Origin of the sequence: Amycolatopsis sp. MtRt-6 (assembly GCF_017308975.1) — a bacterium.
Taxonomy (GTDB): domain Bacteria; phylum Actinomycetota; class Actinomycetes; order Mycobacteriales; family Pseudonocardiaceae; genus Amycolatopsis.
In genome coordinates, this window is sequence record NZ_JADWPD010000010.1 from 161275 (window position 1) to 186440 (window position 25166).

A 25166-nucleotide genomic window follows, 5' to 3' on the forward strand; every position below is an offset into this window, starting at 1 on the left:
GCGAACCGGCCCCCGGCGAGCCCGGCCAACCCAGCGAACCTCCCCCATCTCCGGCACGATCAACCCATGCAGGTCACCGTGCTGGGCGCAACGGGCCGGACCGGGCTTCACGTGGTCCGGCTGCTCGCCGCGCGCGGGTACTCCGTCCGGGCCGGCCTGCGCAGCCGGCATCGGGCCGAACTCCTCCGCGGCCTCCCCGTCGAGCCCGTCCTCGCCGACGTCACCGCCGATCCCGGTGATCTCGTCGAAGCCTTCAAGAACTCCGACGTCGTCATCAGCGCCGTCGGGGCTCCCGATCCGGAACCCGAATCGGTGAATCTCGTCGACCGGGACGGGGCCATCGCGGCCGTCCGGGCCGCCGAACGGGCCGGGGTGCCCCGGTACCTGCAGCTCTCCGCGCAGTTCGCCGATGCCCCCGATCAAGGCGACCGGCTCGTGCGGTCGATCCTGTTCGCCAAGCAGATCTCCGACAGCGTCCTGCGGAAGTCCGCGCTGAACTGGACCATCGTCCGGCCCAGCACGCTCACCGACGGGCCGGGCACCGGCCGCGTCAAGGCGGCGCGGCACCTCGAACCGGGGCGGATCAGCCGGGCCGATGTGGCCGCCGTGCTCGTCGGGGCGCTGGCCGAGCCGCTCACCGAAAACCGGGGCTTCGACGTCGTTTCGGGCGATTTTCCGGTTGCCGCCGCACTCGCCACGCTCGACTGACCCCCTCCTCAAGTCGTACCTCGCGCAATACCTGAGTAGGCCGTCCCGTGCGTACCGCCCCCGGTACCCTGCGAAAAGCAATCAGATTCCCCAGGGGGTACGAGCTGTGCACATCGACCAGTGGCTGGAGGCGATCCCGCCGCTCGCGGTCTACCTGATCGTCGGCGCGGTGATCATGATCGAAAGCCTCGGCATTCCCCTGCCCGGGGAAATCGTGCTGGTCAGCGCGGCCTTGCTGGCCTCGCAGCACAGCAACCTGAGCCCGCTCTGGATCGGCGTCCTGGCCAGTGCCGGCGCCATCATCGGCGACAGCGTCGGCTACCTCATCGGGAAAACCGGCGGGCAACGGCTGTTCGCCTGGGCCGGCCGTAAATTCCCGAAGCATTTCGGGCCGACGCACCTCGCCAACGCCGAACGCATCTTCGACAAACGCGGTGTCTGGGCCGTCTTCCTCGGCCGGTTCATCGCGTTCCTGCGAATCCTCGCCGGGCCGCTCGCCGGGTCGCTGCGCATGCACTACCCGAAGTTCCTGCTGGCGAACGCCGCCGGCGGCATCGTGTGGGCCGGCGGCACGACCGCGGCCGTCTTCTACCTCGGCGTCGCCGCCGAGGAGTGGCTCGGCCGGTTCTCCAAGTTCGGCCTGCTCGCCGCGATCGTCATCGGCGTCGTCGTCTTCTTCGTCATGAAGAAGCGGCTGGGCCGCAACCACGCGGATGACGAGGAAACCGCGGCCTGACGTCTGCTCTCAGCGAATCCGCCCGCCGCGCGGTGCCGCCGGTGCTTGGGTGGCGGTATGGAGATCCTGGTGCTGGGCGGAACGGCGTGGGTGGCTCGGGAGCTGTCGCGGCAGGCGATCGGACGCGGCCACCGGGTGATCTGCCTCGCGCGGGGCGAGAGCGGGGAAGTCGCGGAGGGGGCGACGCTCGTGGCCGCCGACCGGCGCGATCCGGCGGCGTACGAGTCCCTGCGAGACCGGTCGTGGGACGCCGTCGTCGAGGTGTCGTGGCAGCCGGGTTTCGTCCGCGGCGCGCTCGACGTGCTGGGCGGCAAGGCCGGGCACTGGGTGTACGTCTCCTCCGTCAACGCCTACGCCGCACACGCCACGCCGGGGGCGGACGAGTCCGCGGCCCTGCTCGCCCCGACCGACCGGAGTGACGCCGGCCGCGAGCTGTACGGCGAGGCGAAGGTCGCCTGCGAACTGGCGTCGACGGCCGCGGTGGGCGATCGCCTGCTCATCGCCCGTGCCGGGCTCATCGGCGGCCCGGGCGACCACAGCGGGCGCTCCGGCTACTGGGCTGCCCGCGCCGCCCGCGATCCGCGCGGGCCGATGCTCGTCCCCGGCACGCCGGACGTCCCGACCTCGGTGGTCGACGTGCGGGACCTCACGTCCTGGCTGCTCGACTCCGCGGAGACCGGGACCACCGGCACGTACGACGCCGTCGGCCCGGTCGTGCCGTTCGGCGAGTGGGTCGAGCTGTCCCGCGCCGCCGGCGGGCACACCGGTCCGGTGGTCACCGCCGAACCGGCGTGGCTGCTCGCGAACGGCGTGACCCAGTACATGGGGCCCGAATCGCTGGCGATGTGGCTGGTCGAGCCGGGCTGGGAGGGGTGGTCGGCCCGGGACGGGTCCGCGGCGCGGGCCGCGGGGCTGCGGCACCGGCCCCCGGCGGAGCTGCTGGCCGACACCCTGCGCTGGGAACGAGAGCAGGGCCTGGACCGGGAGCGGCGCGCCGGTCTCAGCGCGCGGCGTGAGCGCGAGTTGCTCGAAGCTCTGGGCTGACATCGCCTTGCCCGGGACCGGGCTTGCGCGCGGGCCGCAGCGAGCCGAGCAGCACCCCGGCGATCACGACGGCCGCGGCGCCGACCTCCAGCCAGGTCGGCCGCTCGCCCAGCAGCAGGAACGACGCCGTCAGCCCGACCACCGGCACCAGCAGCGAGAACGGCGAAACGACGCCGGCCGGGTTGCGGCGCAGCAACGTCGTCCACAGGCCCGAGCCGACCACGGTGCCGATCAGCACGACGTAGGCCAGCCCGCCGAGCGCGGTCAGGCCGGTCGGCGTCCCGAGCGTCGTCAGCGACCGCCACTGCGCGGCCGGGCCCTCCATGACCAGCGACAGGGCGAACATCGGCAGCGGCGGCACGACCGACATCCACAGCGTGAAGTGCAGTGGGTTGCCCGGTTCGGCCTTGCGCGTGCTGAGGTTGCCGAACGCCCAGCTCAGCGCGGCCAGCAGGGTCAGGACCATCGGCAGCAGCGCGGCGTTCCCGGACTGCTGCCACGCGATCGCGACCATCCCGGCCACCGCCAGCGCGATGCCGGCCAGCTGGTGCGGGGTGACGCGTTCGCGCAGGAAGACGGCGCCGAGGAGCACCGTGAACGGCGCCGACGCCTGCAGCACGAGCGACGCGAGCCCGGTCGGCATCCCGGTGTCCATCGCGACGAACAGGAACGCGAACTGCCCGGTGCCGAAGCCCAGGCCGTACCCGAGCAGGTGCCGCACCTTCACCTTCGGCCACGGCACGAAGAGGATCGTCGGGACGGCGATCACGGCGAACCGCAGCGCGCCCGCGAACACCGGCGGGAACTGGCCGAGCGTGGCGTGGATGGCCAGGAAGTTGAGGCCCCAGAGGACGGCGACGAGCACGGCGAGCAGGCGATCACGGGCGGGCATGCCTTCACTCTCGCAAGCCGGACAGTGAAGGACCAGCGAGATTATCTGCAGGGACTGTGTAGCTGCGCTTCAAGTACAGTGACGGCGTGGATCTCGGCCGGTTGCGCACCCTGCGGGAGTTCGCCGACCGCGGCAGTGTGACGGCCGCCGCGCGGGCCCTGCACTGCACGCCGTCGGCGGTTTCGCAGCAGTTGCGGGCGTTGCAGAGCGAAGTCGGCCTGCCGCTCACCGAGCCGGCGGGGCGCGGCCTGCGGCTGACCGACGCCGGCCGCGCGCTGGTCGCCCGAGCCGACGAGGTGCTTGCCGCGCTCGAACGGGCGGAGTCCGAACTGGACACCTACCGCAGCGCGCCGCGGGGTCGGGTGCGGGTCGCGATCTTCCAGTCGGCCGGCCTGATGCTGCTGCCGGGACTGCTGACCAGGGTCGCCGGGTACGACGGGCTGGAGGTCGACGTCCGGGACGTCGACATGACGCCGGCGGAGGTGCCGGGCCTGGTCGCGGACTACGACGTCGTCGTGGCGCACCGCGACGAGCACGCGCCGGAGTTCGGCTCGAACCGCCTCGAGGTGGTGCCGCTGCTGCGGGAACCACTCGACGTCGCGCTGCCCACCGGGCACCGGCTGGCGGGCCGGCGTCGCGTGGAGCTGCCGGAGCTGGCGGACGAACGCTGGATCAGCGTCGACTTCGGCTTCCCGGTGGACGACGTGCTGCGTTCGCTGACCATCCGCACCGGCGTGCGGCCGGTGGTGGTGCAGCGGATCAACGACTTCCGGATCACCGAGCGGCTGGTCGCCGCCGGCCACGGCATCGCGCTGCTGCCGCGGTACACGATGGACACCCGCCGCGGCAGCGGGCTGGTCGGGCGGCCGCTGGCAGGCATCCGCGCGGCCCGGCTGGTGGAGGCGGTCTGCCGGACGGGCGCCCGCCGGCGCCCGGCGGTGGCCCAGGTGATCGAGGAGCTGCGCGCGGAGGTCGCGCAGCTCACCGCTTGAAGCCGCGCAGGTAGGCCAGCGCGATCCCGAGCGCGTCTTCCAGTGCCGTGAGGTCGTGCCGGATGTGGGCCAGCAGCAGTCCACCTTGGACGGACGTCATCGCCGCCTGGGCGAGCCGCGCCGGGTCGGCGTCCGCGGCCAGTTCTCCGTTGTCCTGCAGGGTTTTGAGGCCACGTTCGAGGTGGGACTCCCACGTCCGGTAGGCCTGGTCGACCAGCGGCGCGAGCTTCGGGTTGTCGCCCACTTCGCCGGCGAGGTTGCCCAGCGGGCAGGCGATCGGCCGGCCGGCGCGGCGGTGGACGTCCAGCAGCTGCTCGGTCCACGTCTCGAGGTCGGCCCACGACGCCAGGGTGAAGATCGCCGGCTGGTTGCCGAGCACCTGCTCGAGGTACCGGTCGATCACGGCTCCGACCAGCTGTTCCTTGTTCTTGAAGTAGTGGTACATCTGCGATTTCCCGGCCCCGCTCGCGGCGAGCACCTTGTCGACGCTCGTGCCCGCGACGCCGTCGACGTACATCAGCGTGGCCGCCGCGTCGACGATCGCGTCGCGTGTCCGCTTGCCGCGCGGGGTCGAGGCAGCCGCTTGCGTCTCCATGTACTGGATAGTACAGTTCGGCTCACTGTACCGATCAGTACAACTGCTAGGGGGATCCATGACGCTCGAAACCGCCCTGAACGGGCTGAACGACCAGCTCCGAAGCGCCCTGCCGCCGGAGATCGCCGCGGTCCTCGACGCCGACCGGCGCCGGACCGCGACGGAGTTCGCCGAGGTGGGCGACAAGATCGAGGACTTCACGCTGCCGGGAGCCGACGGCGTGCCGACGAGCCTGGGCGAGCTCGTCGCGGAAGGGCCGGCGGTGCTCGTGTTCTACCGCGGCCAGTGGTGCCCGTACTGCAACCTGACGCTGCGCACGTATCAGCAGGAACTGCTGCCCGAGCTGGTGAAGCTCGGCGCGACGCTGGCGGCGATCAGCCCCCAGAAGCCGGACGGCACGGTGCCCGAGCTGGGGTTCCCGGTGCTTTCGGACGTCGGCAGCACGGTCGCGCGGGGACTCGGGCTGAGCTACCCGGTCTCCGACGTCGTCCGCGAGGCCATGAAGACGCTCGGGACGGACCTCGAACAGGTCAACGGCACCTGGGAACTGGTCCACCCGGCGGTCGTGGTGGTCGATCGGGACCGCGTGCTCCGGTTCGTGGACGTCCACCCGGACTTCGTCACGCGGACCGACCCGGCGGACATCCTCAAAGCGCTCTAGCGGACCTTTTCACGCCGTAGGTGATCACCGAACCCAGGACCAGGGCCACGGACAGGGAGAGCAGCAGGCTGATCCCGGGTTCGGTGACGATCCGGCCGCCGGCGTAACCGAGGAAGGCCACGTACGACGTCCAGAGTGTGACGCCGATGGCCGACGCGGCGAAGAACTCCGCCATTGGCCACCGGAGCGATCCGGCGAGGAGGGCGCCCAGCGTCCCGCCCGACGGCAGCCAGCGGGCGACCACCAGCACCGGCCGGGGATGGCGCTGCAGCCGCCCGTCGAGCCAGCCGAGGCCGGCGGCGATCTTCTTCCGCCTGCTCAGCCGGTCCAGCGCCGCCCGGCCACCGAACCGGCCGAGGGCGTAGAGCGCCTGGTCGGACACCAGGCACCCGGCACTCGCCACGGCGATCACCAGCGCCAGCGACGTCCCGCCCCGCGCCGCCGCGACGCCCATGCCGAGGAGGGTCACCTCGGTGGGCAGCAGCGGCACCAGCGAGACGACGAACAGCACCAGCAGTCCCGCCGTCGATCCGTCCACACCTCCATTAACCGCCCGCTCGCCGGAAAGCACTCCTGATCGGCGAGGACTCACAGCAAGCCGACAGCTCCGGCACAGACTCGCGAAACCATGCCAGAAGTTGTCATGGTTTCCGGTGAGGCTGTCGGCATGAACGAACTTTCCGGAAAGACCGCCCTGGTGGCGGGTGGTACGCGCGGCGCGAGCCGGGCGATCGCCGTCGAACTGGGCCGCGCGGGCGCCTTCGTGTACGTGACCGGCCGGACCACGCGCGCCGGACGGTCCGAAGTGGACCGCCCGGAGACGATCGAGGAGACCGCGGAGCTGGTCGGGAAGGCGGGCGGCGAGGCCGAAGCGATCCGCGTCGACCACCTGGTCCCGGCCGAGGTCGAGACGCTGGCGAAGCGGATCGACCGGCTCGACATCCTGGTCGACGGCCTCTGGGGCGGCGACAACTACCTGGGCTGGGACAAGCCGGTGTGGGAGCACGACCTCGAGGCGGGCCTGCGCATGATCCGGCTCGGCATCGACGCGCACCTGATCACCAGCCACTTCCTGCTGCCGCTGCTGATCAAGCGGCCCGGCGGCCTGCTGGTCGAGCTCACCGACGGCACCGCCGAGTACAACGCGAAGTACCGCAAAGGCACTTCGCTGCCGTTCTACCTGGCGAAGGCCTCGGCGCACCTGCTGGCGATCGGCGAGGCGGCCGAGCTGGCCGCGCACGGCGCGACCGCGGTCGCCTTCACGCCGGGTTACCTGCGCTCGGAGGCGATGCTGGAGCACTACGGCGTCACGGAGGACAACTGGCGGGACGCCTGCGAGCGCGTCCCCCACTTCGAGATTTCGGAGACGCCGGCGTTCTGCGGGCGCACGGTGGCGGCGCTGGCCGCGGACCCGGACCGGCACCGGTGGACCGGGCAGACGGTGAGCAGCGGGCAGCTGGCGAAGGAGTACGAAGTGGACGACGTCGACGGCAGCCGTCCGGATGCCTGGCGGTACCTGGTCGAGGTCGCCGACGCGGGCAAGCCCGCGGACACGACCGGCTACCGCTGACCGTTGCGGGCGGCCAGTTCCGCGCCGACCGCGGCGAGGGCCGCCCGCACCTGCACCGGCTCGAGCACCTCGACGCCCGGGCTGAGGGCGATCAGCTGGCCGACGCCGATCTCGTGCCCTTCCAGGGCGAGTTCGGCGTCGGCCCAGCCGTCGGCGTCCGGCGTCCCCAGCGAAACCACCGTGTCCGCGAGGTGCTCGCCGCCGAACACCCGGCGCAGCTCGCGCACCGCCGTCCGGTTCAACCGGGCTTTGACTCGCAAGGGCCGGGCGACCTGCTCGAACGTGGCCGACGACGCCCGCCACCAGGTGGGCAGGTCGAAGTCCGGTGGCCGGTCGAACGTGGTGTCCTGCGCGGCCGCGCGCAAGATCCGGGAGACCCGGTAGGTCCGCAACGCGTCGTCCGGCACCACCCGCGCGACCAGGTACCAGACGCCCGCCTTCAGCACGAGGCCCAGCGGCTCGAGCTCCCGCTCGGCGACCTTGTCGCGACGGCGATAGGTGATCGAAAGCCGTCGCTGCGCCCAGACCGCCTGGACGACCGGGGCGAGGGACGGCGGTTCGTCGGCGCCGCCGAACCAGCCCGGCGCGTCCAGGTGGAAGCGGCCGGCCACCAAAGCCGCGTGTTCCCGCAGCTCGGCGGGCATGCCGGCGGACACCTTCGCGCGCGCCGCGCTGCCCGCGGTGTCGAGGCCGAGCCCCGCGAGCGCGTCCGGCACCCCGAGCGCGAAGAGCGCGACGGCCTCACGCGCGGTGAGGCCGTCGAGTCCCGCGCGCCAGCCGTCGACCAGGCGGAAGCCGCCGTGCCGCCCCTGCTCCGTCCACAGCGGAACGCCCGCGTCGCGCAGGGCCGCCAGGTCGCGGTGCATCGTGCGTTCGGAGACGCCCAGCTCCGCGGCGAGCTCGGCGGCGGTCGCGCTGCGCCGCCGTTGCAGCGTGAACAGCAGCGCGACCAACCGCTCCGCTTTCACCGGCTACCGGTTGGCGCGGTTCACCGCCGAGACGACCGCGCGCAGCGAGGCCGTGACGATCGACGGGTCGATGCCGATGCCCCAGAACACCCGGTCCGAGATCGCGCACTCGATGTACGACGCCGCGCGCGCGTCGTCGCCCGGCGAGAGCGTGTGCTCGCTGTAGTCCAGCAGCCGAAGGTCGTACCCGACCGTCGACAGCGCGTCGAAGAATGCCGCGATCGGGCCGTTGCCGCGGCCGGTGATCTCGTGCTCGTCGCCCTCCACGCGGACGGTCGCGGTGATGTCGTACTCGCCGTCGCCGTTGTCGCGCACGTGCTGGCGGACCAGCTCCAGCGGCGTCTTCAGCTCCAGGTACTCGGCCGCGAAGGCGTTGTACATCGTCGTCGGGTCGACCTCGCCGCCCTCGGAGTCGGTGTAGCGCTGGATGACCTTCGAGAACTCGATCTGCAGCCGCCGCGGCAGGTCGAGCTGGTGCTCGGCCTTCATGATGTAGGCGACGCCGCCTTTGCCGGACTGCGAGTTCACCCGGATCACGGCTTCGTACGTGCGGCCGACGTCCTTCGGGTCGATCGGCAGGTACGGGACCTCCCACGGGTGCTCGTCGACCGGGGTGCCGGCCTTGTCCGCGGCGTCCTTCAGCGCGTCGAGGCCCTTGTTGATGGCGTCCTGGTGGCTGCCGGAGAAGGCGGTGAACACCAGGTCGCCGCCCCACGGCGAGCGCTCGGGTACCGGCAGCTGGTTGCAGTACTCGACCGTCCGCTTGATCTCGTCCATGTCGGAGAAGTCGATCTGCGGGTCGATGCCCTGGCTGTAGAGGTTCATGCCCAGCGCGACCAGGTCGACGTTGCCGGTGCGCTCGCCGTTGCCGAACAGGCAGCCCTCGATCCGGTCCGCGCCGGCCTGGTAGCCCAGCTCGGCGGCGGCGATGCCGGTGCCGCGGTCGTTGTGCGGGTGCAGCGACAGGATTACCGAGTCGCGGCGCTCCAGGTTCCGGCTCATCCACTCGATCGAGTCGGCGTAGACGTTCGGCGTGGCCATCTCGACGGTCGCCGGCAGGTTCAGGATCACCGGCTTCTCCGGCGTCGGCTGCCAGATCTCGGTGACGGCGTTGCAGACCTCGAGCGCGTAGGACAGCTCGGTGCCGGTGTAGGACTCCGGCGAGTACTGGAAGCGGAAGTCGGTGTCCGGCTGCTTGGCGGCCAGTTCGACGACCATTTCCGCGGCCTGCGTCGCGATCTTCTTGATGCCTTCGCGCTCCTCGCGGAAGACCACGCGGCGCTGCAGGATCGACGTCGAGTTGTAGATGTGGACGATCGCCCGCGGCGCGCCTTCGAGGGCCTGGAAGGTCCGCTCGATCAGCTCGGGACGGCACTGGGTCAGCACCTGGATGCTGACGTCGTCCGGGATGGCGTGGTCGTCGATGATCTCGCGGACGAAGTCGAAGTCCGTCTGCGACGCGGCCGGGAAGCCGACCTCGATCTCCTTGTAGCCCATACGGACCAGCAGGTCGAAGAACTTGCGCTTGCGCGCGGGCGACATCGGGTCGATCAGCGCCTGGTTGCCGTCCCGCAGGTCGACGGCGCACCACAGCGGCGCGCGGTCGATGCGCTTTTCGGGCCAGGTGCGGTCGGGCAGGTCGATGTTCTCGACGAGGTCGTACCAGGGGCGGTAGCGGTGCACCGGCATGGACGTGCCGCGCTGGGTGTTCCAGGCGGGCTGATCAGCGGGCGCGGGACGAGAGGGCTTGCGGATCTTGCTCATGGGAATGCGGGTGTCTCCAGATCGACGGGTGCGACCGGCACCACGAAGCCCCGCGACGGGGAGCCGGTCCGGTCAGGCCCCGTCGCGGCAGCGAAGCAGGAGAGCACGCGCCACGACCCCACCATAACCACGGAACGTGTGCCGGGGGAAGCCGGGCCGCAATATAACCGTGACCCGAAGGGTTACTTGTGGGTAGCAATCGGCAGGGGGGCATGCGAAACTGCGGGCATGGGTGAGCACGCAGAGTCGTCGGAGGAGACGCGCGTCTCCCGCCGCGCGGCCGTCGACTGGCGCGAGCGGCGAGGCAAGGCGGCCTCGGTGGTGGCGTCGATCGTCCGTTGGGTCGGGCTGGTCTTCGCCGCGTTCCTGGTGATCCACGTGATCTTCACGGTGGGCTCGGCCAACCCGGACAACGGGATAGTGTCGTTCGTCCGTTCGTGGGCGGACAGCCTGGCCATCGGCTTCGGCGACATGTTCACGCCGAGTGACGAGAAGCTGCGGGTGCTGGTGAACTACGGGATCGCGGCGATCTTCTGGATGGTCGTGTCCGGGATCCTGGCCAAGGTCATCCGCCGCGTCGGCGGCGCTTCCTGACGTCACCGCGCCGACAGCCCCAATCACGCGAGATACGGCTCCGATCACGCGAGATCCGTCCTCGATCACGCGAGTTGCGGGTTACAGCGCCGGCTCGCCCCACCGGTCGGTGAACGCGAACTCCGCCAGCGGCACCCGCACCCGGTCCGCCTTCTCGCGCTCGATCCGCCAGTCCTCCTCCAGTACCTCCGGTGCCGCCGCCGACCCCACCGCGATCGCCACCTTCGGGACCGCGTCGGACGGCAAGGAGAACGCCGAGCTGACCGCCTCCGGCGAGAAGCCCGCCATCTGGTGTGCGACCAACCCCAGCTCCACCGCCTGCAGCACCAGGTTCTCCGACGCCAGCCCGAGCCCGTACTCGGCGTACGGCACCGAGCCCTTCTCGTTCGTCGTCACCATCACGCCGATCAGCAGCAGGCTCGCGCGGCGCGCCCAGGCCCGGTTGCCCGAGTTCAACGTCGCCAGGATCGTGTCGAACGACGGCGTGCCGCGGACGCCCACCAGGTAGCGGGCCGGCTGGGTGTTGCCGAACGACGGCGCCCAGCGGGCCGCCTCCAGGAGAGCTCGCACCTGCTCGGGAGTGACCGACGCGGAAGAGTCGTACGCCCGGGGGCTCCACCGTTCCGCCATCAGGGTTGCGATCGGGACGCTCGTCACAGCTGGTTTCCGCACGATCCCGACGATACCCAGGCGTGCGCTGCGTCACTCGGGAGGAAGGGCTTCGCGCATTTCGTTGCTGTTGCGGAAGATTTACTTCCGGACGACCCCCGGCACACCGCCGCCCCACGTCAAGAGGGTGGCGGCCTGCCGAAGCCCCGGTAGGCTCCTGGTCAAATCATGGGACGCGGGGGCTCTCCGGTGCCCACCAGGGAGCCGCCCGGCCCGCGAGGAGGTTCGGGCGTGGCCCTCGTGGTCCAGAAGTACGGCGGATCGTCGCTGGAAAGTGCCGACCGGATCAAGCGCGTGGCGGAGCGGATCGTCGCGACCAAGAAGGCCGGCAACGACGTCGTGGTCGTCTGCTCGGCGATGGGTGACACCACCGACGAGCTGCTCGATCTGGCGCAGCAGGTCAACCCGGCGCCGCCGGAGCGGGAGATGGACATGCTGCTCACCGCCGGTGAGCGCATTTCGAACTCGCTGGTCGCGATGGCGATCGCGGCTCAGGGCGCCGAGGCCTGGTCGTTCACCGGTTCGCAGGCCGGCGTCGTCACGACGTCGGTGCACGGCAACGCGCGCATCATCGACGTCACCCCGAGCCGGGTCACCGAGGCGCTCGAGCAGGGCTACATCGCGCTGGTCGCCGGCTTCCAGGGCGTCGCGCAGGACACCAAGGACATCACCACGCTGGGCCGTGGCGGCTCGGACACCACCGCCGTCGCGCTGGCCGCCGCGCTGAACGCCGACGTCTGCGAGATCTACTCCGATGTGGACGGTGTGTACACGGCCGACCCGCGGGTGGTGCCGGACGCGCGCAAGCTCGACACCGTCACGTACGAAGAGATGCTCGAGCTCGCCGCGAGCGGGTCGAAGATCCTGCACCTGCGTTCGGTCGAGTACGCGCGCCGCTACGGCGTCCCCATCCGAGTCCGTTCTTCCTACAGTGACAAGCCGGGCACGACGGTGACCGGTTCTATCGAGGAGATCCCCGTGGAACAAGCCCTGATCACCGGTGTGGCGCACGACCGCTCCGAAGCCAAGATCACGGTCACCGGGGTGCCGGACACCACCGGTGCCGCGGCCCGGATCTTCCGCGTGATCGCCGACGCCGAGATCGACATCGACATGGTGCTGCAGAACGTGTCCAGCACCGTCTCCGGCCGCACGGACATCACGTTCACGCTGTCGAAGGCCAACGGCGCGAAGGCCGTCAAGGAACTCGAGAAGGTCAAGGAGGAGATCGGCTTCGAGTCGGTCCTCTACGACGACCACGTCGGCAAGGTGTCGCTCGTCGGCGCCGGGATGCGTTCGCACCCCGGTGTCACGGCGACGTTCTGCGAAGCGCTGGCCGAGGCCGGCGTCAACATCGAAATCATCAACACCTCGGAGATCCGCATCTCGGTGCTGATCCGGGACGCGCAGCTCGACGACGCCGTGCGCGCGATCCACGAGGCGTTCGAACTCGGCGGCGACGAAGAAGCCGTCGTCTACGCGGGGAGTGGTCGCTGATGGCGGACGGGCTGCGGGTCGGGGTGGTCGGCGCGACCGGCCAGGTCGGTGCGGTGATGCGCAAGCTGCTGGCGGAGCGGGAGTTCCCGATCGCCGAGCTGCGCTACTTCGCTTCGGCGCGCTCGGCGGGGTCGAAGCTTCCCTGGCGCGACACCGAAATCACGGTCGAGGACGCCGCGACGGCGGATCTGTCCGGTTTGGACATCGCGCTGTTCTCCGCGGGCGGGTCGACGTCGAAGGCGCAGGCGCCGCGGTTCGCCGCGGCCGGGGCCACGGTGATCGACAACTCCTCGGCGTTCCGGATGGACCCGGACGTGCCGCTGGTCGTCAGCGAGGTCAACCCGCAGGCCGTCAAGGAGGCGCGGAAGGGGATCATCGCGAACCCCAACTGCACCACGATGGCCGCGATGCCGGTGCTGAAGCCGCTGCACGACGAGGCCGGGCTGGTCCGGCTGGTGGCGTCGACGTACCAGGCGGTGTCCGGCAGCGGGCTGGCCGGCGTCGACGAGCTTGCCGGTCAGGTGAAGGCGGCGGCGGAGCACGCTTCGCTCCTCACCCACGACGGCGCGGCGATCGAGTTCCCGAAGCCGGAGAAGTACGTCCGCCCGATCGCGTTCAACGTCCTCCCGATGGCCGGGTCCATTGTGGACGACGGCGAGCTGGAGACGGACGAGGAGAAGAAGTTCCGCAACGAGAGCCGCAAGATCCTGGGCATCCCGGGTCTCGGCGTCTCGTGCACCTGCGTGCGCGTGCCGGTGTTCTCGGGCCACTCGATCTCGGTGAACGCGGAGTTCGAGCGGCCGCTGTCGGTCGAGCGCGCGACGGAGCTGCTGACGCACGCGGCCGGGGTCGAGCTGTCGGAGGTCCCGACCCCGCTGCAGGCGGCGGGCAACGACCCGAGCTACGTCGGCCGCATCCGGGTCGACCAGGGCGTCGAGGGCGGCCGCGGGCTGGCGCTGTTCATCTCGAACGACAACCTGCGCAAGGGTGCGGCGCTCAACGCCGTGCAGATCGCGGAGCTGGTGGCGCAGCAGCTCTAGACCACAGTGGACAGGTAAAACTGCCTTGTCGTTTCGCGGTGCCCGGGGGATCCTGGGCACCGCGAAACGCTTTTCAAGGGGAGGAACCATGTACACCGCGGTCGAAGGGTCCCGCGTCCCGATCCGGATGTGGGCGGACCCCGCGTCGGTCGAAGACCAGGCCATGCGGCAGCTGCACAACGTCGCCAACCTGCCGTGGGTGCACGGCGTCGCCGTGATGCCCGACGTGCACTACGGCAAGGGCGCGACCGTCGGCAGTGTCATCGCCATGCGTGACGCCGTCTCGCCGGCCGCGGTCGGGGTCGACATCGGGTGCGGGATGAGCGCTGTCCGGACGTCGCTCACCGCGAGCGACCTGCCCGACGACCTCGGCAAGCTGCGCCGGCGCATCGAGAGCGCCGTGCCGGTCGGTTTCGGGCTGCACAAGACGCCGGTGAACCCGGCCAAGGTGCACGGCGTCGGCGGCTGGGACGCGTTCTGGAAGCAGTTCGGCGAGCTGCACACGGGCGTCCAGGACCTGCACGACCGGGCGGCGCGGCAGATCGGCAGCCTCGGCGGCGGCAACCACTTCATCGAGGTCTGCCTCGAGCAGGGTGGTGCCGACGAGGGCCGGGTCTGGCTGATGCTGCACTCGGGTTCGCGCAACATCGGCAAGGAGCTGGCGGAGCGGCACATGGCCGTCGCGCGCAAGCTGCCGCACAACGCCGACCTGCCCGACCCCGACCTCGCGGTCTTCGTCGCCGGCACGCCGGAGATGCAGGCCTACCGGCGCGACCTGTTCTGGGCGCAGGACTACGCGGCGCGCAACCGCGCCACGATGGTCGCGCTGGTGAAGCAGGCGGTGCGCGACGAGCTCCCGCAGGTGACCTTCGACGACGCGATCTCGTGCCACCACAACTACGTCGCCGAGGAGACCTACGACGGCGTCGAGCTGCTCGTCACCCGGAAGGGTGCGATCCGGGCGGGCTCGGGTGACCTCGGGATCATCCCGGGCAGCATGGGGACCGGTTCGTACATCGTCCGCGGGCTGGGCAACGACTCGTCGTTCCAGTCGGCGTCGCACGGCGCGGGCCGCCGGATGTCGCGGAACAAGGCGAAGAAGCTGTTCACCGCCGACGACCTCGCGGCGCAGACGGCCGGCGTCGAGTGCCGCAAGGACTCCGGCGTGGTCGACGAAATCCCGGCGGCGTACAAGGACATCGAAACGGTGATTCGCGCGCAGACGGACCTGGTCGAGGTGGTAGCGCACCTCAAGCAGGTGGTCTGCGTCAAGGGCTGACGGTACCTTGGGCCCCATGACGAGGGGTGGAACGATCGCCGTACTGCTGGCCTCGGCGGCCCTGCTGCTGAGCGGGTGCGCCGAGGTGAGCAACGCGGTCGACCAGGGGAACAAGACGGCGGACAAGGTCTCGGCGTGCACCGAGGCACTCGGGCTCGCCGACCTGAACCCCCTGGTCGACCCGGCCAAGCTCAAGGCGCGCGCCGAGGACAAGGAAAGGCGGCTGCGCGAGCTGGCGGGCGACGTCCAGGACCAGAACGTCAAGAACGCGCTGCTCGGCATGGCCGATTCGTACGTCGAGGTGCAGAAGGAGCGCATCGAGGACGCCGGCGTCGTGGCCCAGTGGGTCCAGCGCAACGTCAAGAAGCTCGACGCCCTCCGCGCCGCCTGCAGCTGACGAATCTGCCGGACTCTCAAACGCCCCAATGTGGCCTTCGGTGCGTTGAACGCACCCAAGGCGGCCTTCGGTGCGTTGAACGCACCCAAGGCGGCCTTCGGTGCGTTGAACGCAACCAAGGCCACATTGGGGCGCTGGGGGCGGGGCGCTAGGGGCGGCTTTCGGCCAGCGCCGGTTCCGGGGCCGGGGCCGGGGCGCGGCGGCGGAGCAGGCCCGCCGCGGCGATCACCAGGCCGCCGACGCCGGCCGCGGCGAAGCCCCACTCCGGGCTCGAGTGGTCGATCGCGAAGCCGACCACCGGGCCGCCCACCGCCAGGCCGAGCCGGGTGAAGGCGTCCTGCAGGCCCATGGCCTCGCCGCGGACCTGCGGCGGGGCGATCCGGCTGACCGTCTCGGTCGTGGCCGCCAGTGTCGGCGCGCACAGCAGGTTCGTCGGGATCAGCACGAGCGTCAGCAGCCACCACGGGTGGTCCGCCAGGCCGACCGGGATCACCAGCAGCGCGAGCAGCAGCATCAGCACGCCCTGCGGCAGCGACCGCTTCACCGCGCCGTGCACGATGCCGCCGAGGATCGACGCCGCGCACATCACCGCGATGACCAGCCCGGTCACGCCGAGGTCGCCGTTCGCGCGCAGCGCCGCCAGCGTCGCCAGCTCGGTGCCGACGAGCACGAACAACGCGCCGCCCGCGATCAGCAGCGTTCCCACCAGCCGGCCGGTGAGCCAGCTCCGCAGCGGCGGGCGGGGGCCGGGTGCGGCCGCTTCGGTGCCGGTGTCGTCCCGGATCGGCGGGTTGACGAGCCAGATCAGGAACGCCGTGCCGCCGAACAGCGCGCCGAGCGCGGTCAGCGTCCACGTCGGGGAGAACGCCGTGATGGCCGCGATGCCGGCCGCCGGGCCGATCATGAACGTCGCTTCGATCGAGATGGTGTCGAGCGAGTAGGCCGCGCGGCGCTCCGCCGGCGGCACGAGCGTGGCCAGCACCTGCCGGGCCAGCGAGCCCGCCGGCACCGAGAGCATCCCGGCCGGGACCGCGACCACGGCGAGTGCCTCGAACGGCAGGTGCGGCGCGGCGGCCCAGAACACCGTCGTGCCGATCCCGCACACCGCGACGACCGGGCGCAGCCCGTACCGGTCGAAGCAGCGGCCGAGCAGCGGCGCGCCGAACGCCATCCCGAGGGTGACGCCGCCGCCGACCAGCCCGGCGGCGCCGTAGCCGCGGCCGAGCCCGGTGACGATGTACAGCGTCATCAGGATGCCGCTCATGGTCATCGGGAGACGCGCCAGGAACATCAGGGCCATCGTCGAGGGGACGCGGGGGACGGAGAGCACCCGGCGGTAGGGCTGCAGCGGCACGTCTTCGATGAGAACCCAAGGTGGTACGCGCGTGCAACATATTTCCGCGCCCGTGCCACTGGCGCCGGAAAATTATGAGAGTTACTCTCAATTGGTAGTCACTATCAAGTGGGGGTCGCTATGACTCAAGTACACCCGCGCCGGTGGTGGGCGCTCGGCGCGCTCGCGGTGAGCCTGCTGACCATCGGCCTCGACCTGACCGTGCTCAACGTCGCCGTGCCGACGCTGGCCGTCGACCTCGGCGCCACGACCACCCAGCTGCAGTGGTTCGGCAACGCCTACACGCTGGCGCTGGCCGCGCTGCTGCTGCCCGCGGGCCTGTTCGGCGACCGGTTCGGCCCGAAGAAACTGCTGCTCGGCGCGCTGACGCTGTTCGGCCTGGCCTCGCTGTGGTGCGCCTACGCCGGCTCGCCGGGCGAGCTGATCGCCGCCCGGGTCGTGCTCGGCGTCGGCGCCGCGTTCCTCATCCCGCTCTCGCTCTCGCTGCTCAACATCCTGTTCCCGCCCGAGGAGCGCGCGAAGGCGCTGACGACGTGGGTGCTGGCGATGTTCGTGGGCATCCCGCTCGGGCCGCTGCTCGGAGGCTGGTTGCTCGACCACTTCGCGTGGGGCTCGGTGTTCCTCGTCAACGTCCCGCTGACCGCGGTCGGCGTCGTCGCGGTGCTGTTCCTCGTGCCGCTGACGCCGGGAGCCGGCGGGGGCCGGATCGACTTCGCGGGCATCGCGCTGTCGACGTCCGGGCTGGTCGCGCTCACCTACGGCTTCGTCCACGCCGGCGAGCACAGCTGGACCGACCCGGTGACCTGCGGTCTCATCGCGCTGGGCGCCGCGCTGCTGGCGGTGTTCGGCCGGGCGCAGACGCGGGTGGCCGCGCCCCTCACCGACCTCGCGTTGTTCCGCGAGCCGCGGTTCGTCTGGGGCGCGGTGCTGGCCACGGTGGCGTCCTTCGCGCTGATGGGCCTGCTGTTCGTGCTGCCGCAGCTGTTCCAGGCGGTGCAGGGCGCCGACGCGCTGCAGACCGGCGTGCGGCTGCTGCCGCTGATCGGCGGGATGCTGGTCTCGGCGAAGCTCGCCGAGCGGCTGGTCGCCGTCCTGGGCGTGCGCGGGGTCGTCACCGGCGGGTTCGCGCTGCTCACGGCCGGGCTGGCGTGGGGTTCGACGACGACGCCGTCAAGCGGCTACGGCGCCACCGTGGGCTGGGAACTCGTCATCGGGCTGGGCACCGGTGCCACGCTGCCGCCGCTGATGACGATGGCGATGGGCACGCTCACCGAAGGCCGCTCGGGGGCGGGCTCCGCGCTGATCCAGGTGCTGCGCCAGGTCGGCGGCACCATCGGCGTCGCGGTGCTGGGCACGGTGCTCAACGGCGGCTACCGCGACGGCGTCGACGTCGGCGGCCTGCCCGCGCCGGTCGCCGACGCGGTGCGCGGCAGCGCGTCGGCCGCGGTCGCCGTCGCGGGGCAGCTCCACCGGCCCGGGCTCGCCGAGTCCGCGCGGGCCGCGTTCACCGGCGGCATGGCCGCGACGCTGTGGGTGTGCGCCGGTCTCGCCGTCGCCGGGGCGCTGCTCGCGCTGCTGTTCCTGCCCGGCCGGGCAGGCTCGGGAGCTCAGCCGCGAGAATCGGGGCATGACGTCGTCGCCATCTGAACCCACGGGGCTGCGCGAACGGAAGAAGGCCAGGACGCGCGCCGCGATCCAGCGGCACGCGTTGCGGCTGTTCCACGAGCAGGGCTACAGCGCCACGACGGTGGACCAGATCGCGGCGGCGGCGGAGATCTCGCCCAGCACCTTCTTCCGGTACTTCCCGACGAAGGAGGCGACCGTCCTCTACGACCCGTTCGACCCGTTGCTCATCGAGGCCGCGGTCGGGCAGTCACCCGAGCTGAGCCCGATCGGCGCGCTGCGGGCGACGATGAACTTCATCCGCGAGCGGCTGCCCGCCGAGGAGTGGGAGCGGGAACGCCAGCGGCAGCGGCTCGTGTTCCGGGAGCCGGAGCTGCGCAGCGCGGTGATGGACAAGTTCGCCGAGGGCATCGACGTGCTGGCCGAGCTGGCCGCGCGGCGGACCGGCCGGAGCGCGGACGACTTCGAGGTCCGCAACTGGGCCGGCGCGGTGGTCGGGGCCGTCCTGGCGGCGTTCCTCGGGGCGGCGGCGGATCCGGAGGCCGACACGCTCTCGGTCATCGATCAGGCTGTCGCTCACCTGGACGCGGGTCTGCCGCTCTGAATTCCGGAATGGATTTCGCATTTCCACGTTCACCTCGGGGCGAACCTTGTGGGTGGCGGGACGAGCGTGGGGGACGCCCCATCTGGAGCAGCCTCGACACGCTGTCCGACGGAGTGATGAAGCTAAATGATCACCGTTTACACTCGTGTGGGTTACCGGAACGTTCCATAGTGGACGGCTGCTACCAGCAGTGATGCTCGGAATCGGTCGAGATGATCTTCAGGGGGACGGGCAAGGTTTTGCCGTTAATCAATTGCGGTCCAGTTCGCTCCATTCAGATCCGGCACGTAAGGGTGTTAAACATCCCGAACCGGTGATCGGGTGGCTTATCTCCGACACGGGGGGTATCGATTTAACCCGTCAGGTCTCCCGAGGCCAGGAGGTAAGGAATGAAAGCCAAGTTCGGGCGATCCATCGCCCTGGTAGCCGCCGGCAGTCTGCTGGCGGTCGCGACGGCGGGGATCGCGTCGGCGAGCCCGGTGGGAGGGAAGGGTTCCTCCAGCACCCAGGCCCTCGCCGCGCAGGTGCTCCAGATGCGCGACGACCTCACCAAGGTGGCCTACGCGGGCAACGTCGACGCCACGCGCGGCGACCTCGGGCAGCTCAGCCCGGTCCTCGCGGACATCGCCGCCGGCAAGCGGTACACGATCCAGACGGACACCCAGCAGCTGGCGGGCCTGGCCAAGGGCCGCGCCGACGAGTCGACCAGGCTGCTGGCCGACCCGACGGCGAAGCCGCGCCAGCTGCCGCCGTTGCCGCTGCCGCCGATCCCGGACCTGCCCGGCCCGCTGAAGATCGTCAGCGACCTCCTCAAGGCCCTGCTGGGTGCCCTGACCGGGATCCTGGGCGGGCTGCTCGGCGCGCTGCCGGTGCCGCCGCTGCCGTTGCCACCGCTGCCGGTTCCAGGGTCGTAGCCACTGGAGGAAAACAGGGGGGCCCGGAGCCCGGCCGCGGACATTTCTCCGCGCCGGGCTCCGGGTTCGTCCGGAGGCTTCAGTCGTGTTCGGACAGACCCTGCCGCAGCGCGCCGGCCGTCTCCGCCAGCGCCTCCCGGAACCGCGTCCCCACCCCGGTGAAGTTGATGAACCCGTGGATCAGGTCCTCGTGCCGCCGCAACGCCACCGCCACCCCGGCCGCGCGCAGCTTCTCCGCGTAGGCCTCGCCCTCGTCCCGCAACGGGTCGAACCCCGCCGTGACGACCAACGCCGGCGGCAGGCCGCTCAGATCCTCCGCGTGCAGCGGGGACAGCCGCGGGTCGGTCAGGTCCGTGCCCGCCGGCACGTAATGCCCCTCGAACCACTTCATGTGCACGTCCGTCAGGAACAGGTCCTCGGCGAACAGGTCCTGTGAGCGGTACCGCCGCGCGAAGTCCGTCGCCGGGTAGATCAGCAGCTGGAACGCCGGGACCGGACCGCCGCGGCGGACCGCCTGCTGGGCCGTCACCGCCGCGAGGTTGCCGCCCGCGCTGTCGCCGCCCACCGCGATGCGGGCCGGGTCCGCGCCGAGGTCGTCCGCCTTCGCCACCGCGTACTCGAACGCCGCCAGCGCGTCCTCCGTCGCCGCCGGGAACGGGAACTCCGGGGCCAGCCGGTACTCGATCGACAGCACCCTGACCCCGGCGTGCTTGGCCAGGAAACGGACCGCGTTGTCGTGGCTGGCGCGCGTGCCGATCACCCAGCCGCCGCCGTGGAAGAACACCAGCAGCGGCGACTTCTCGGGCAGCCCGACCGGTGTGTACAGCGTCGCCGGCAAGTCGCCGTCCGGCGTCGGCACGGCGGTTTCGCGCACCGAAACCGGCTCGATCGGCCTGCCGCTGACCAGGTGCCTGCCCACGTCGAGCAGGGCCCGCGACTCCTCGACCGAGCCGTGCACGAGCTCGGCTCGAGCGATCTTCTGGAGCCGGAGGAGAAGCTGGGCGTCGAGTGCGAGGTCCTGGCCGTCGATGCGGACGGGCCGGCCCGCGACCGCCCGCCGCACCGGAGTGGGCAGCCAGAACGCGAGCTGGGACGCGGCCGCCTGGGCGCGGACGGGGAGCGGGATCGCCATGGTGCCTCCACGAGCGTCGGGACTGCGTGCGAGGTTACTTGTCAGTAGGTATTCGGTCCAGCTGTGACCAGGACCTCGGTCCCAGAGTCTGGTCCTCCAGTTAACTAGAGGGGTTAGCCTGGAAAACGTGACTTCAGCCAGGACGGTCAACGTGCTCGGGATCGGCGGCTCTCTGCGCGAGGGCTCGCAGTCCGAACGCGCGCTGCGGATCGCGCTCGACGGCGCCGCGGAGGCAGGCGTCCGGACCCGGCTGATCCCCGGCCCGGAACTCGTGCTGCCGTTCTACGACGCCGGTGTCCCCGAGCGCGACGAGCGCGCCACCCGGCTGGTGGCGGCCATCCGCGAGGCCGACGGCCTCATCGTCGTCTCGCCCGGCTACCACGGCGCGCTGTCCGGCCTGGTCAAGAACGCCCTGGACTACGTCGAGGACCTGCGCGACGACCGGCGTCCCTACCTCGACGACCGCGCGGTCGGCCTCGCCGCCGTCGCCTACGGCTGGCAGGCCGCGGTGACCACGCTCGAGCAGCTCCGCACGATCACGCACGCCCTGCGCGGCTGGGCCACCCCGCTGGGCGGCTCGATCAACTCGGCCGAGACCAAGTTCGACGAGGCCGGCGGTGCCTCCGACGAGAAGAGCGTCCGCACCCTTCGCCTGATCGGGCGGCAGGTCGCGGAATTCGCGGTGACGCGCGCCGCATGACGTTTCGCCCGGGAGCGGCCGGGTAAGCAACTTGACGTGATGCCTGCCATGTGGGGGCACCGTTCCGCGGGTGCGGGATGTTGTGCCCAGTGAGACGTCCGCTGTGGGGCGTCCGGGACAGAAGGCAGGCTGAACATGGGTCAGGCGCTCTACACCGCGGTGGCGACGGCGCGCGGCGACGGCCGCAACGGCGAAGTGACGTCCTCCGACGGCGTCATCGACGAGTCGCTGGCCGTCCCCAAGGAGATGGGCGGCCCCGGTGGGGACAAGACCAACCCGGAGCAGCTGTTCGCCGCCGGCTACTCGGCCTGCTTCCACAGCGCCCTGCAGCTGGTCGCCCGGCAGGCGAAGGTGCCGCTGAACGGCTCGACCGTGACCGCGGAGGTCAGCGTGCTCAAGCAGGAGACCGGGTTCGGCCTCGGCGTCGCGCTGAAGGTCTCGCTGCCGGGTCTCGAGCAGGCCCAGGCCGACCAGCTGGTCGAGCAGGCGCACCAGGTGTGCCCCTACTCCAACGCGACCCGCGGCAACATCGAGGTCGCGCTTTCCGCCACCGTCTGACCCGGCACCCCGGTCCGAACCAGTACGAGGAAAGGATCACAACCAGATGAGCAAGTCTCCGATCAAGAGCCCGCTTTCCGAGGCCGACAAGGAGATCACCGGCAACGCCCTCCAGGCCACGCTGGTCGACCTGGTCGACCTGTCCCTCATCGCCAAGCAGGCGCACTGGAACGTCGTCGGGGCGAACTTCCGCAGCGCGCACCTGCAGCTCGACGAGCTCGTGAACACCGCGCGCCAGTACGTCGACGAAGTCGCCGAGCGCGCCAACGCCATCGGCATCTCGCCGAACGGCAAGGCGAAGACGGTCGTCGAGAGCTCGGGCGTGCCCGAGTACCCCGACAACTGGCAGTCGGTCGAGGCCACGGTCGCCGCGATCGTCGACATCCTGGCCGCGCTCATCGAGCGGCTGCGGCAGCGGATCGACGAGACCGACAAGAGCGACCTCGTCACGCAGGACCTGCTGATCGAGATCACCCGGGCGCTGGAAGAGGCGCACTGGATGTGGCAGGCGCAGCAGGCCTGATTTTCCGCCACGAAAGGGCCGTTCCGGACGGGACGGCCCTTTTTCGCGCGTGCCGGCAAGTACGTTCGGTGGCATGGTCTTGCATCAGGGGAACGCCGGGCGCCCGGACCGCGCGGCCGGGACGAATCCGTTCTACGCCGGGACGAACCCGGCACTGGCGGCGGACTTCGTCATGCCGCACGACAAGCTGCGCGAAGACCCGCTGCCACCGGACGCCGCGCTGCAGCTCGTGCGTGACGAGCTGATGCTCGACGGCAACGCGCGGCTCAACCTCGCCACGTTCGTCACGACGTGGATGGAGCCGCAGGCGCGCGAGCTGATGGCCGAGTGCGTCGACAAGAACATGATCGACAAGGACGAGTACCCGCAGACGGCCGAGCTCGAGCGGCGCTGCGTGAACATCCTCGCCGACCTGTGGCACGCGCCGGACCTCACGGACATCATGGGCTGCTCGACGACCGGTTCGTCGGAGGCGTGCATGCTCGCCGGGATGGCGCTGAAGCGGCGCTGGGCCCGCCTCGGCCGCGGCGGGAAGCCGAACCTGGTGATGGGCGCGAACGTCCAGGTGTGCTGGGAGAAGTTCTGCGAGTACTGGGAAGTCGAGCCGCGCCTGGTCCCGATGGACGGCGACCGCTACCACCTGACGGCGGACGAAGCGGTGGCCCGCTGCGACGAGAACACGATCGGCGTGGTCGCGATCCTCGGCTCGACGTTCGACGGCAGCTACGAGCCGGTCGCGGAGATCGCGGCGGCACTGGACGCTTTCGCCGAGCGGACGGGCTGGGACATCCCGGTGCACGTCGACGGCGCTTCGGGCGCGATGATCGCGCCGTTCCTCGACCCGGACCTGGAGTGGGACTTCCGCCTGCCGCGCGTGGCGTCGATCAACACGTCGGGCCACAAGTACGGCCTGGTGTACCCGGGCGTCGGCTGGGTGATCTGGCGAAACAAGGCGGCGCTGCCGTCGGAGCTGGTGTTCAACGTGAACTACCTGGGCGGCGACATGCCGACGTTCGCGTTGAACTTCTCCCGCCCGGGCGCCGAGGTCGCGGCCCAGTACTACACGTTCGTGCGGCTCGGCCGGGAAGGTTTCCGGGCGGTGCAGCAGGCCTCGCGTGACGTCGCCGTGCACCTGTCCTCCGGGATCGCCTCACTCGGGCCTTTCGAGCTGCTGACGCGGGGCGATCAGCTGCCGGTGTTCGCGTTCACGACCCGCCCGGACGCGGGCTTCGACGTCTTCGACGTGTCCCGCCGGCTGCGCGAGCGGGGCTGGCTGGTGCCGGCGTACACGTTCCCGGAGAACCGGACGGACCTGGCGGTGCTGCGCATCGTGGTCCGCAACGGCTTCACCTACGACCTGGCGGACCTGCTGCTGGCGGACCTCACGCGGGTGCTTCCCGAGCTGGAGCAGCTCGGCGGCCGCGCGAAGGACCCCGCCCAGGCGACGGCGTTCCACCACTAGCTCACATCCCGTCGCCAGGGCGTCTACCGGCGGGTAACGTCGAGGCATGGGTGTCGCTGCTGACGAACGCCGGGCGCTGAGCGCGCTCTTCGAAGAACTCGGGCCGGACGCGCCGACCTTGTGCGACGGCTGGACCACGCGGGACCTCGCCGCGCACCTCGTCGTGCGCGAGAGCCGGCTCGACGCCGCGCCCGGGATCGTTGTGCCCGCGCTGGCCGGGTACACGCAGAAGGTCCAGGACCGCTACGCCGCCAAGCCGTGGGCCGAGCTCGTGGGCCAGGTGCGGAAGGGGCCGTCGAAGTTCTGGCCCACCGCGATCGGCCCGCTCGACGAGCTCACCAACACCGCCGAGTTCCTCGTCCACCACGAGGACGTCCGGCGCGCGCAGGACGGCTGGGAACCGCGGCCCGCGGATCCCACCCGGGACGCCGCCGCCTGGCGCTCGGCCACGCAGGCGGCGAAGCTGAACCTCCGCAAGTCGCCCGTCGGGGTGACGCTGCGGACGAAGGACGGCCGCGAGGCCGCCGTCAAGACCGGGCCCGACCCGGTGACCGTCGTCGGCGAGCCGGTTGACCTGCTGCTGTTCGTCTTCGGCCGCGACGCCGTTCACCTGGACTTCGAGGGCGACGCGGCCGCGGTCGGCCGGCTGCAGTCGGTGAACCGGGGCCTCTAGGCTGCGCCCCATGCCGATGATCAGCGTTGCCATGTTCCCCGGCCGCACGCCGGCCCAGAAGAGCGCCTTGGTCCGCGAGCTGACCGACGCCTTCGTCCGCACCTGCGGCGGCAAGCCCGAAGGCGTCCAGGTGACGCTGATCGAGATCGGCGCCGACCACTGGGCGTCCGGCGGCGTCCTCTATTCGGACCGCTGAACCCGCCGGGAGACCGGACCG

Annotated in this window: 28 protein-coding genes; 20 read left to right on the forward strand and 8 right to left on the reverse strand. The window is 71.1% G+C overall.

Going from position 1 to position 25166, the window contains the following annotated elements; all coding sequences use genetic code 11:
* Positions 1 to 66: 66 nt before the first annotated feature.
* From I4Q55_RS19170 to I4Q55_RS19180, 3 genes are all read left to right on the forward strand, one after another.
* A complete protein-coding gene (locus I4Q55_RS19170; RefSeq protein WP_206789447.1) occupies positions 67 to 708 on the forward strand; it encodes an SDR family oxidoreductase in 642 nt (213 codons plus the stop codon).
* A 106-nt stretch (positions 709 to 814) separates the two neighbouring features.
* Complete coding sequence (locus I4Q55_RS19175; protein ID WP_206789449.1) at positions 815 to 1444, forward strand: DedA family protein; 630 nt, start codon at positions 815 to 817, stop codon at positions 1442 to 1444.
* A 57-nt stretch (positions 1445 to 1501) separates the two neighbouring features.
* A complete protein-coding gene (locus I4Q55_RS19180; protein WP_206789450.1) occupies positions 1502 to 2488 on the forward strand; it encodes an epimerase in 987 nt (328 codons plus the stop codon).
* On the opposite strand, the gene I4Q55_RS19185 is transcribed toward I4Q55_RS19180, so the two are convergent.
* Positions 2445 to 3380 carry an EamA family transporter gene (locus I4Q55_RS19185; protein ID WP_242546274.1) on the reverse strand — a complete coding sequence of 312 codons (936 nt, stop codon included), beginning with the start codon at positions 3378 to 3380 and terminating at the stop codon, positions 2445 to 2447. The two genes, I4Q55_RS19180 and I4Q55_RS19185, sit on opposite strands and share 44 nt — an antisense overlap.
* 86 nt (positions 3381 to 3466) lie before the next feature.
* Between I4Q55_RS19185 and I4Q55_RS19190 the strand changes: the two genes are divergently transcribed.
* The gene (locus I4Q55_RS19190) at positions 3467 to 4372 is read left to right on the forward strand and encodes a LysR family transcriptional regulator (RefSeq protein WP_206789452.1); all 906 of its coding nucleotides are present in this window, start codon (positions 3467 to 3469) and stop codon (positions 4370 to 4372) included.
* Here the strand turns inward: I4Q55_RS19190 and I4Q55_RS19195 are convergent.
* Complete coding sequence (locus tag I4Q55_RS19195; RefSeq protein WP_206789454.1) at positions 4362 to 4967, reverse strand: TetR/AcrR family transcriptional regulator; 606 nt, start codon at positions 4965 to 4967, stop codon at positions 4362 to 4364. The two genes, I4Q55_RS19190 and I4Q55_RS19195, sit on opposite strands and share 11 nt — an antisense overlap.
* A 58-nt stretch (positions 4968 to 5025) precedes the next feature.
* Here I4Q55_RS19195 and I4Q55_RS19200 point away from each other — a divergent pair, with 58 nt between their 5' ends.
* On the forward strand, positions 5026 to 5628 hold the full coding sequence (locus tag I4Q55_RS19200; protein WP_206789456.1) for a peroxiredoxin-like family protein: 603 nt from the start codon (positions 5026 to 5028) through the stop codon (positions 5626 to 5628).
* Here I4Q55_RS19200 and I4Q55_RS19205 read toward each other — a convergent pair.
* Positions 5615 to 6166, reverse strand: coding sequence for a DedA family protein (locus I4Q55_RS19205; protein ID WP_206789458.1), 552 nt, complete (start codon positions 6164 to 6166; stop codon positions 5615 to 5617). The two genes, I4Q55_RS19200 and I4Q55_RS19205, sit on opposite strands and share 14 nt — an antisense overlap.
* A gap of 129 nt (positions 6167 to 6295) precedes the next feature.
* Between I4Q55_RS19205 and I4Q55_RS19210 the strand changes: the two genes are divergently transcribed.
* A complete protein-coding gene (locus I4Q55_RS19210; protein ID WP_206789460.1) occupies positions 6296 to 7198 on the forward strand; it encodes an SDR family oxidoreductase in 903 nt (300 codons plus the stop codon).
* Here I4Q55_RS19210 and I4Q55_RS19215 read toward each other — a convergent pair.
* Both I4Q55_RS19215 and leuA read right to left on the reverse strand, forming a co-directional pair.
* On the reverse strand, positions 7189 to 8166 hold the full coding sequence (locus tag I4Q55_RS19215; RefSeq protein ID WP_206789462.1) for a YafY family protein: 978 nt from the start codon (positions 8164 to 8166) through the stop codon (positions 7189 to 7191). The two genes, I4Q55_RS19210 and I4Q55_RS19215, sit on opposite strands and share 10 nt — an antisense overlap.
* Before the next feature lie 3 nt (positions 8167 to 8169).
* Positions 8170 to 9930: a 2-isopropylmalate synthase gene (gene leuA, locus I4Q55_RS19220; RefSeq protein WP_206789463.1), complete on the reverse strand. Its 1761-nt coding sequence runs from the start codon at positions 9928 to 9930 to the stop codon at positions 8170 to 8172.
* A 228-nt stretch (positions 9931 to 10158) separates the two neighbouring features.
* On the opposite strand from leuA, the gene I4Q55_RS19225 reads away from it, so the two are divergent.
* Positions 10159 to 10524 carry a hypothetical protein gene (locus I4Q55_RS19225; RefSeq protein WP_206789464.1) on the forward strand — a complete coding sequence of 122 codons (366 nt, stop codon included), beginning with the start codon at positions 10159 to 10161 and terminating at the stop codon, positions 10522 to 10524.
* Between the two features lie 81 nt (positions 10525 to 10605).
* Here I4Q55_RS19225 and I4Q55_RS19230 read toward each other — a convergent pair whose 3' ends face one another.
* On the reverse strand, positions 10606 to 11196 hold the full coding sequence (locus tag I4Q55_RS19230) for a nitroreductase family protein (protein WP_307793252.1): 591 nt from the start codon (positions 11194 to 11196) through the stop codon (positions 10606 to 10608).
* A 228-nt stretch (positions 11197 to 11424) separates the two neighbouring features.
* Between I4Q55_RS19230 and I4Q55_RS19235 the strand changes: the two genes are divergently transcribed.
* The 4 genes from I4Q55_RS19235 to I4Q55_RS19250 all read left to right on the forward strand — a co-directional run bounded on the left by I4Q55_RS19235 (position 11425) and on the right by I4Q55_RS19250 (position 15406).
* Positions 11425 to 12690 carry an aspartate kinase gene (locus tag I4Q55_RS19235; protein WP_206789465.1) on the forward strand — a complete coding sequence of 422 codons (1266 nt, stop codon included), beginning with the start codon at positions 11425 to 11427 and terminating at the stop codon, positions 12688 to 12690.
* Positions 12690 to 13730 carry an aspartate-semialdehyde dehydrogenase gene (locus I4Q55_RS19240; protein WP_206789467.1) on the forward strand — a complete coding sequence of 347 codons (1041 nt, stop codon included), beginning with the start codon at positions 12690 to 12692 and terminating at the stop codon, positions 13728 to 13730. The genes I4Q55_RS19235 and I4Q55_RS19240 overlap by 1 nt, the downstream gene beginning before the upstream one ends.
* 88 nt (positions 13731 to 13818) lie before the next feature.
* Entirely contained in the window at positions 13819 to 15009 is a 1191-nt protein-coding gene (locus I4Q55_RS19245; RefSeq protein WP_206789468.1) for an RtcB family protein, read from the forward strand.
* A 16-nt stretch (positions 15010 to 15025) separates the two neighbouring features.
* Positions 15026 to 15406 (forward strand): hypothetical protein, encoded by a 381-nt coding sequence (locus tag I4Q55_RS19250; RefSeq protein WP_206789469.1) that lies wholly within the window; start codon positions 15026 to 15028, stop codon positions 15404 to 15406.
* A gap of 148 nt (positions 15407 to 15554) precedes the next feature.
* On the opposite strand, the gene I4Q55_RS19255 is transcribed toward I4Q55_RS19250, so the two are convergent.
* Complete coding sequence (locus tag I4Q55_RS19255) at positions 15555 to 16697, reverse strand: MFS transporter (protein ID WP_206789596.1); 1143 nt, start codon at positions 16695 to 16697, stop codon at positions 15555 to 15557.
* Positions 16698 to 16880: 183 nt separating this feature from the next.
* Here I4Q55_RS19255 and I4Q55_RS19260 point away from each other — a divergent pair, with 183 nt between their 5' ends.
* The 3 genes from I4Q55_RS19260 to I4Q55_RS19270 all read left to right on the forward strand — a co-directional run bounded on the left by I4Q55_RS19260 (position 16881) and on the right by I4Q55_RS19270 (position 19901).
* Positions 16881 to 18407, forward strand: a complete 1527-nt coding sequence (locus I4Q55_RS19260; protein ID WP_242546276.1) for a DHA2 family efflux MFS transporter permease subunit — start codon at positions 16881 to 16883, stop codon at positions 18405 to 18407.
* Entirely contained in the window at positions 18388 to 18987 is a 600-nt protein-coding gene (locus I4Q55_RS19265) for a TetR family transcriptional regulator (protein ID WP_206789470.1), read from the forward strand. Before I4Q55_RS19260 ends, I4Q55_RS19265 begins: the two co-directional genes overlap by 20 nt.
* 389 nt (positions 18988 to 19376) lie before the next feature.
* Positions 19377 to 19901: a hypothetical protein gene (locus I4Q55_RS19270; RefSeq protein ID WP_206789472.1), complete on the forward strand. Its 525-nt coding sequence runs from the start codon at positions 19377 to 19379 to the stop codon at positions 19899 to 19901.
* A gap of 79 nt (positions 19902 to 19980) precedes the next feature.
* Here the strand turns inward: I4Q55_RS19270 and I4Q55_RS19275 are convergent, their stop codons facing one another.
* Entirely contained in the window at positions 19981 to 21033 is a 1053-nt protein-coding gene (locus I4Q55_RS19275; RefSeq protein WP_206789474.1) for an alpha/beta hydrolase, read from the reverse strand.
* Between the two features lie 127 nt (positions 21034 to 21160).
* Here I4Q55_RS19275 and I4Q55_RS19280 point away from each other — a divergent pair, with 127 nt between their 5' ends.
* From I4Q55_RS19280 to I4Q55_RS19305, 6 genes are all read left to right on the forward strand, one after another.
* Positions 21161 to 21733, forward strand: a complete 573-nt coding sequence (locus tag I4Q55_RS19280; RefSeq protein ID WP_206789475.1) for an NADPH-dependent FMN reductase — start codon at positions 21161 to 21163, stop codon at positions 21731 to 21733.
* A gap of 135 nt (positions 21734 to 21868) precedes the next feature.
* Positions 21869 to 22291, forward strand: a complete 423-nt coding sequence (locus I4Q55_RS19285) for an organic hydroperoxide resistance protein (protein ID WP_206789476.1) — start codon at positions 21869 to 21871, stop codon at positions 22289 to 22291.
* A gap of 46 nt (positions 22292 to 22337) precedes the next feature.
* Positions 22338 to 22814 (forward strand): Dps family protein, encoded by a 477-nt coding sequence (locus I4Q55_RS19290; protein ID WP_206789477.1) that lies wholly within the window; start codon positions 22338 to 22340, stop codon positions 22812 to 22814.
* 73 nt (positions 22815 to 22887) lie between these two features.
* On the forward strand, positions 22888 to 24276 hold the full coding sequence (locus tag I4Q55_RS19295) for a glutamate decarboxylase (RefSeq protein ID WP_206789478.1): 1389 nt from the start codon (positions 22888 to 22890) through the stop codon (positions 24274 to 24276).
* 46 nt (positions 24277 to 24322) lie between these two features.
* The gene (locus I4Q55_RS19300) at positions 24323 to 24949 is read left to right on the forward strand and encodes a TIGR03085 family metal-binding protein (RefSeq protein WP_206789479.1); all 627 of its coding nucleotides are present in this window, start codon (positions 24323 to 24325) and stop codon (positions 24947 to 24949) included.
* Between the two features lie 10 nt (positions 24950 to 24959).
* On the forward strand, positions 24960 to 25145 hold the full coding sequence (locus tag I4Q55_RS19305) for a tautomerase family protein (protein WP_206789480.1): 186 nt from the start codon (positions 24960 to 24962) through the stop codon (positions 25143 to 25145).
* Positions 25146 to 25166: the final 21 nt, after the last annotated feature.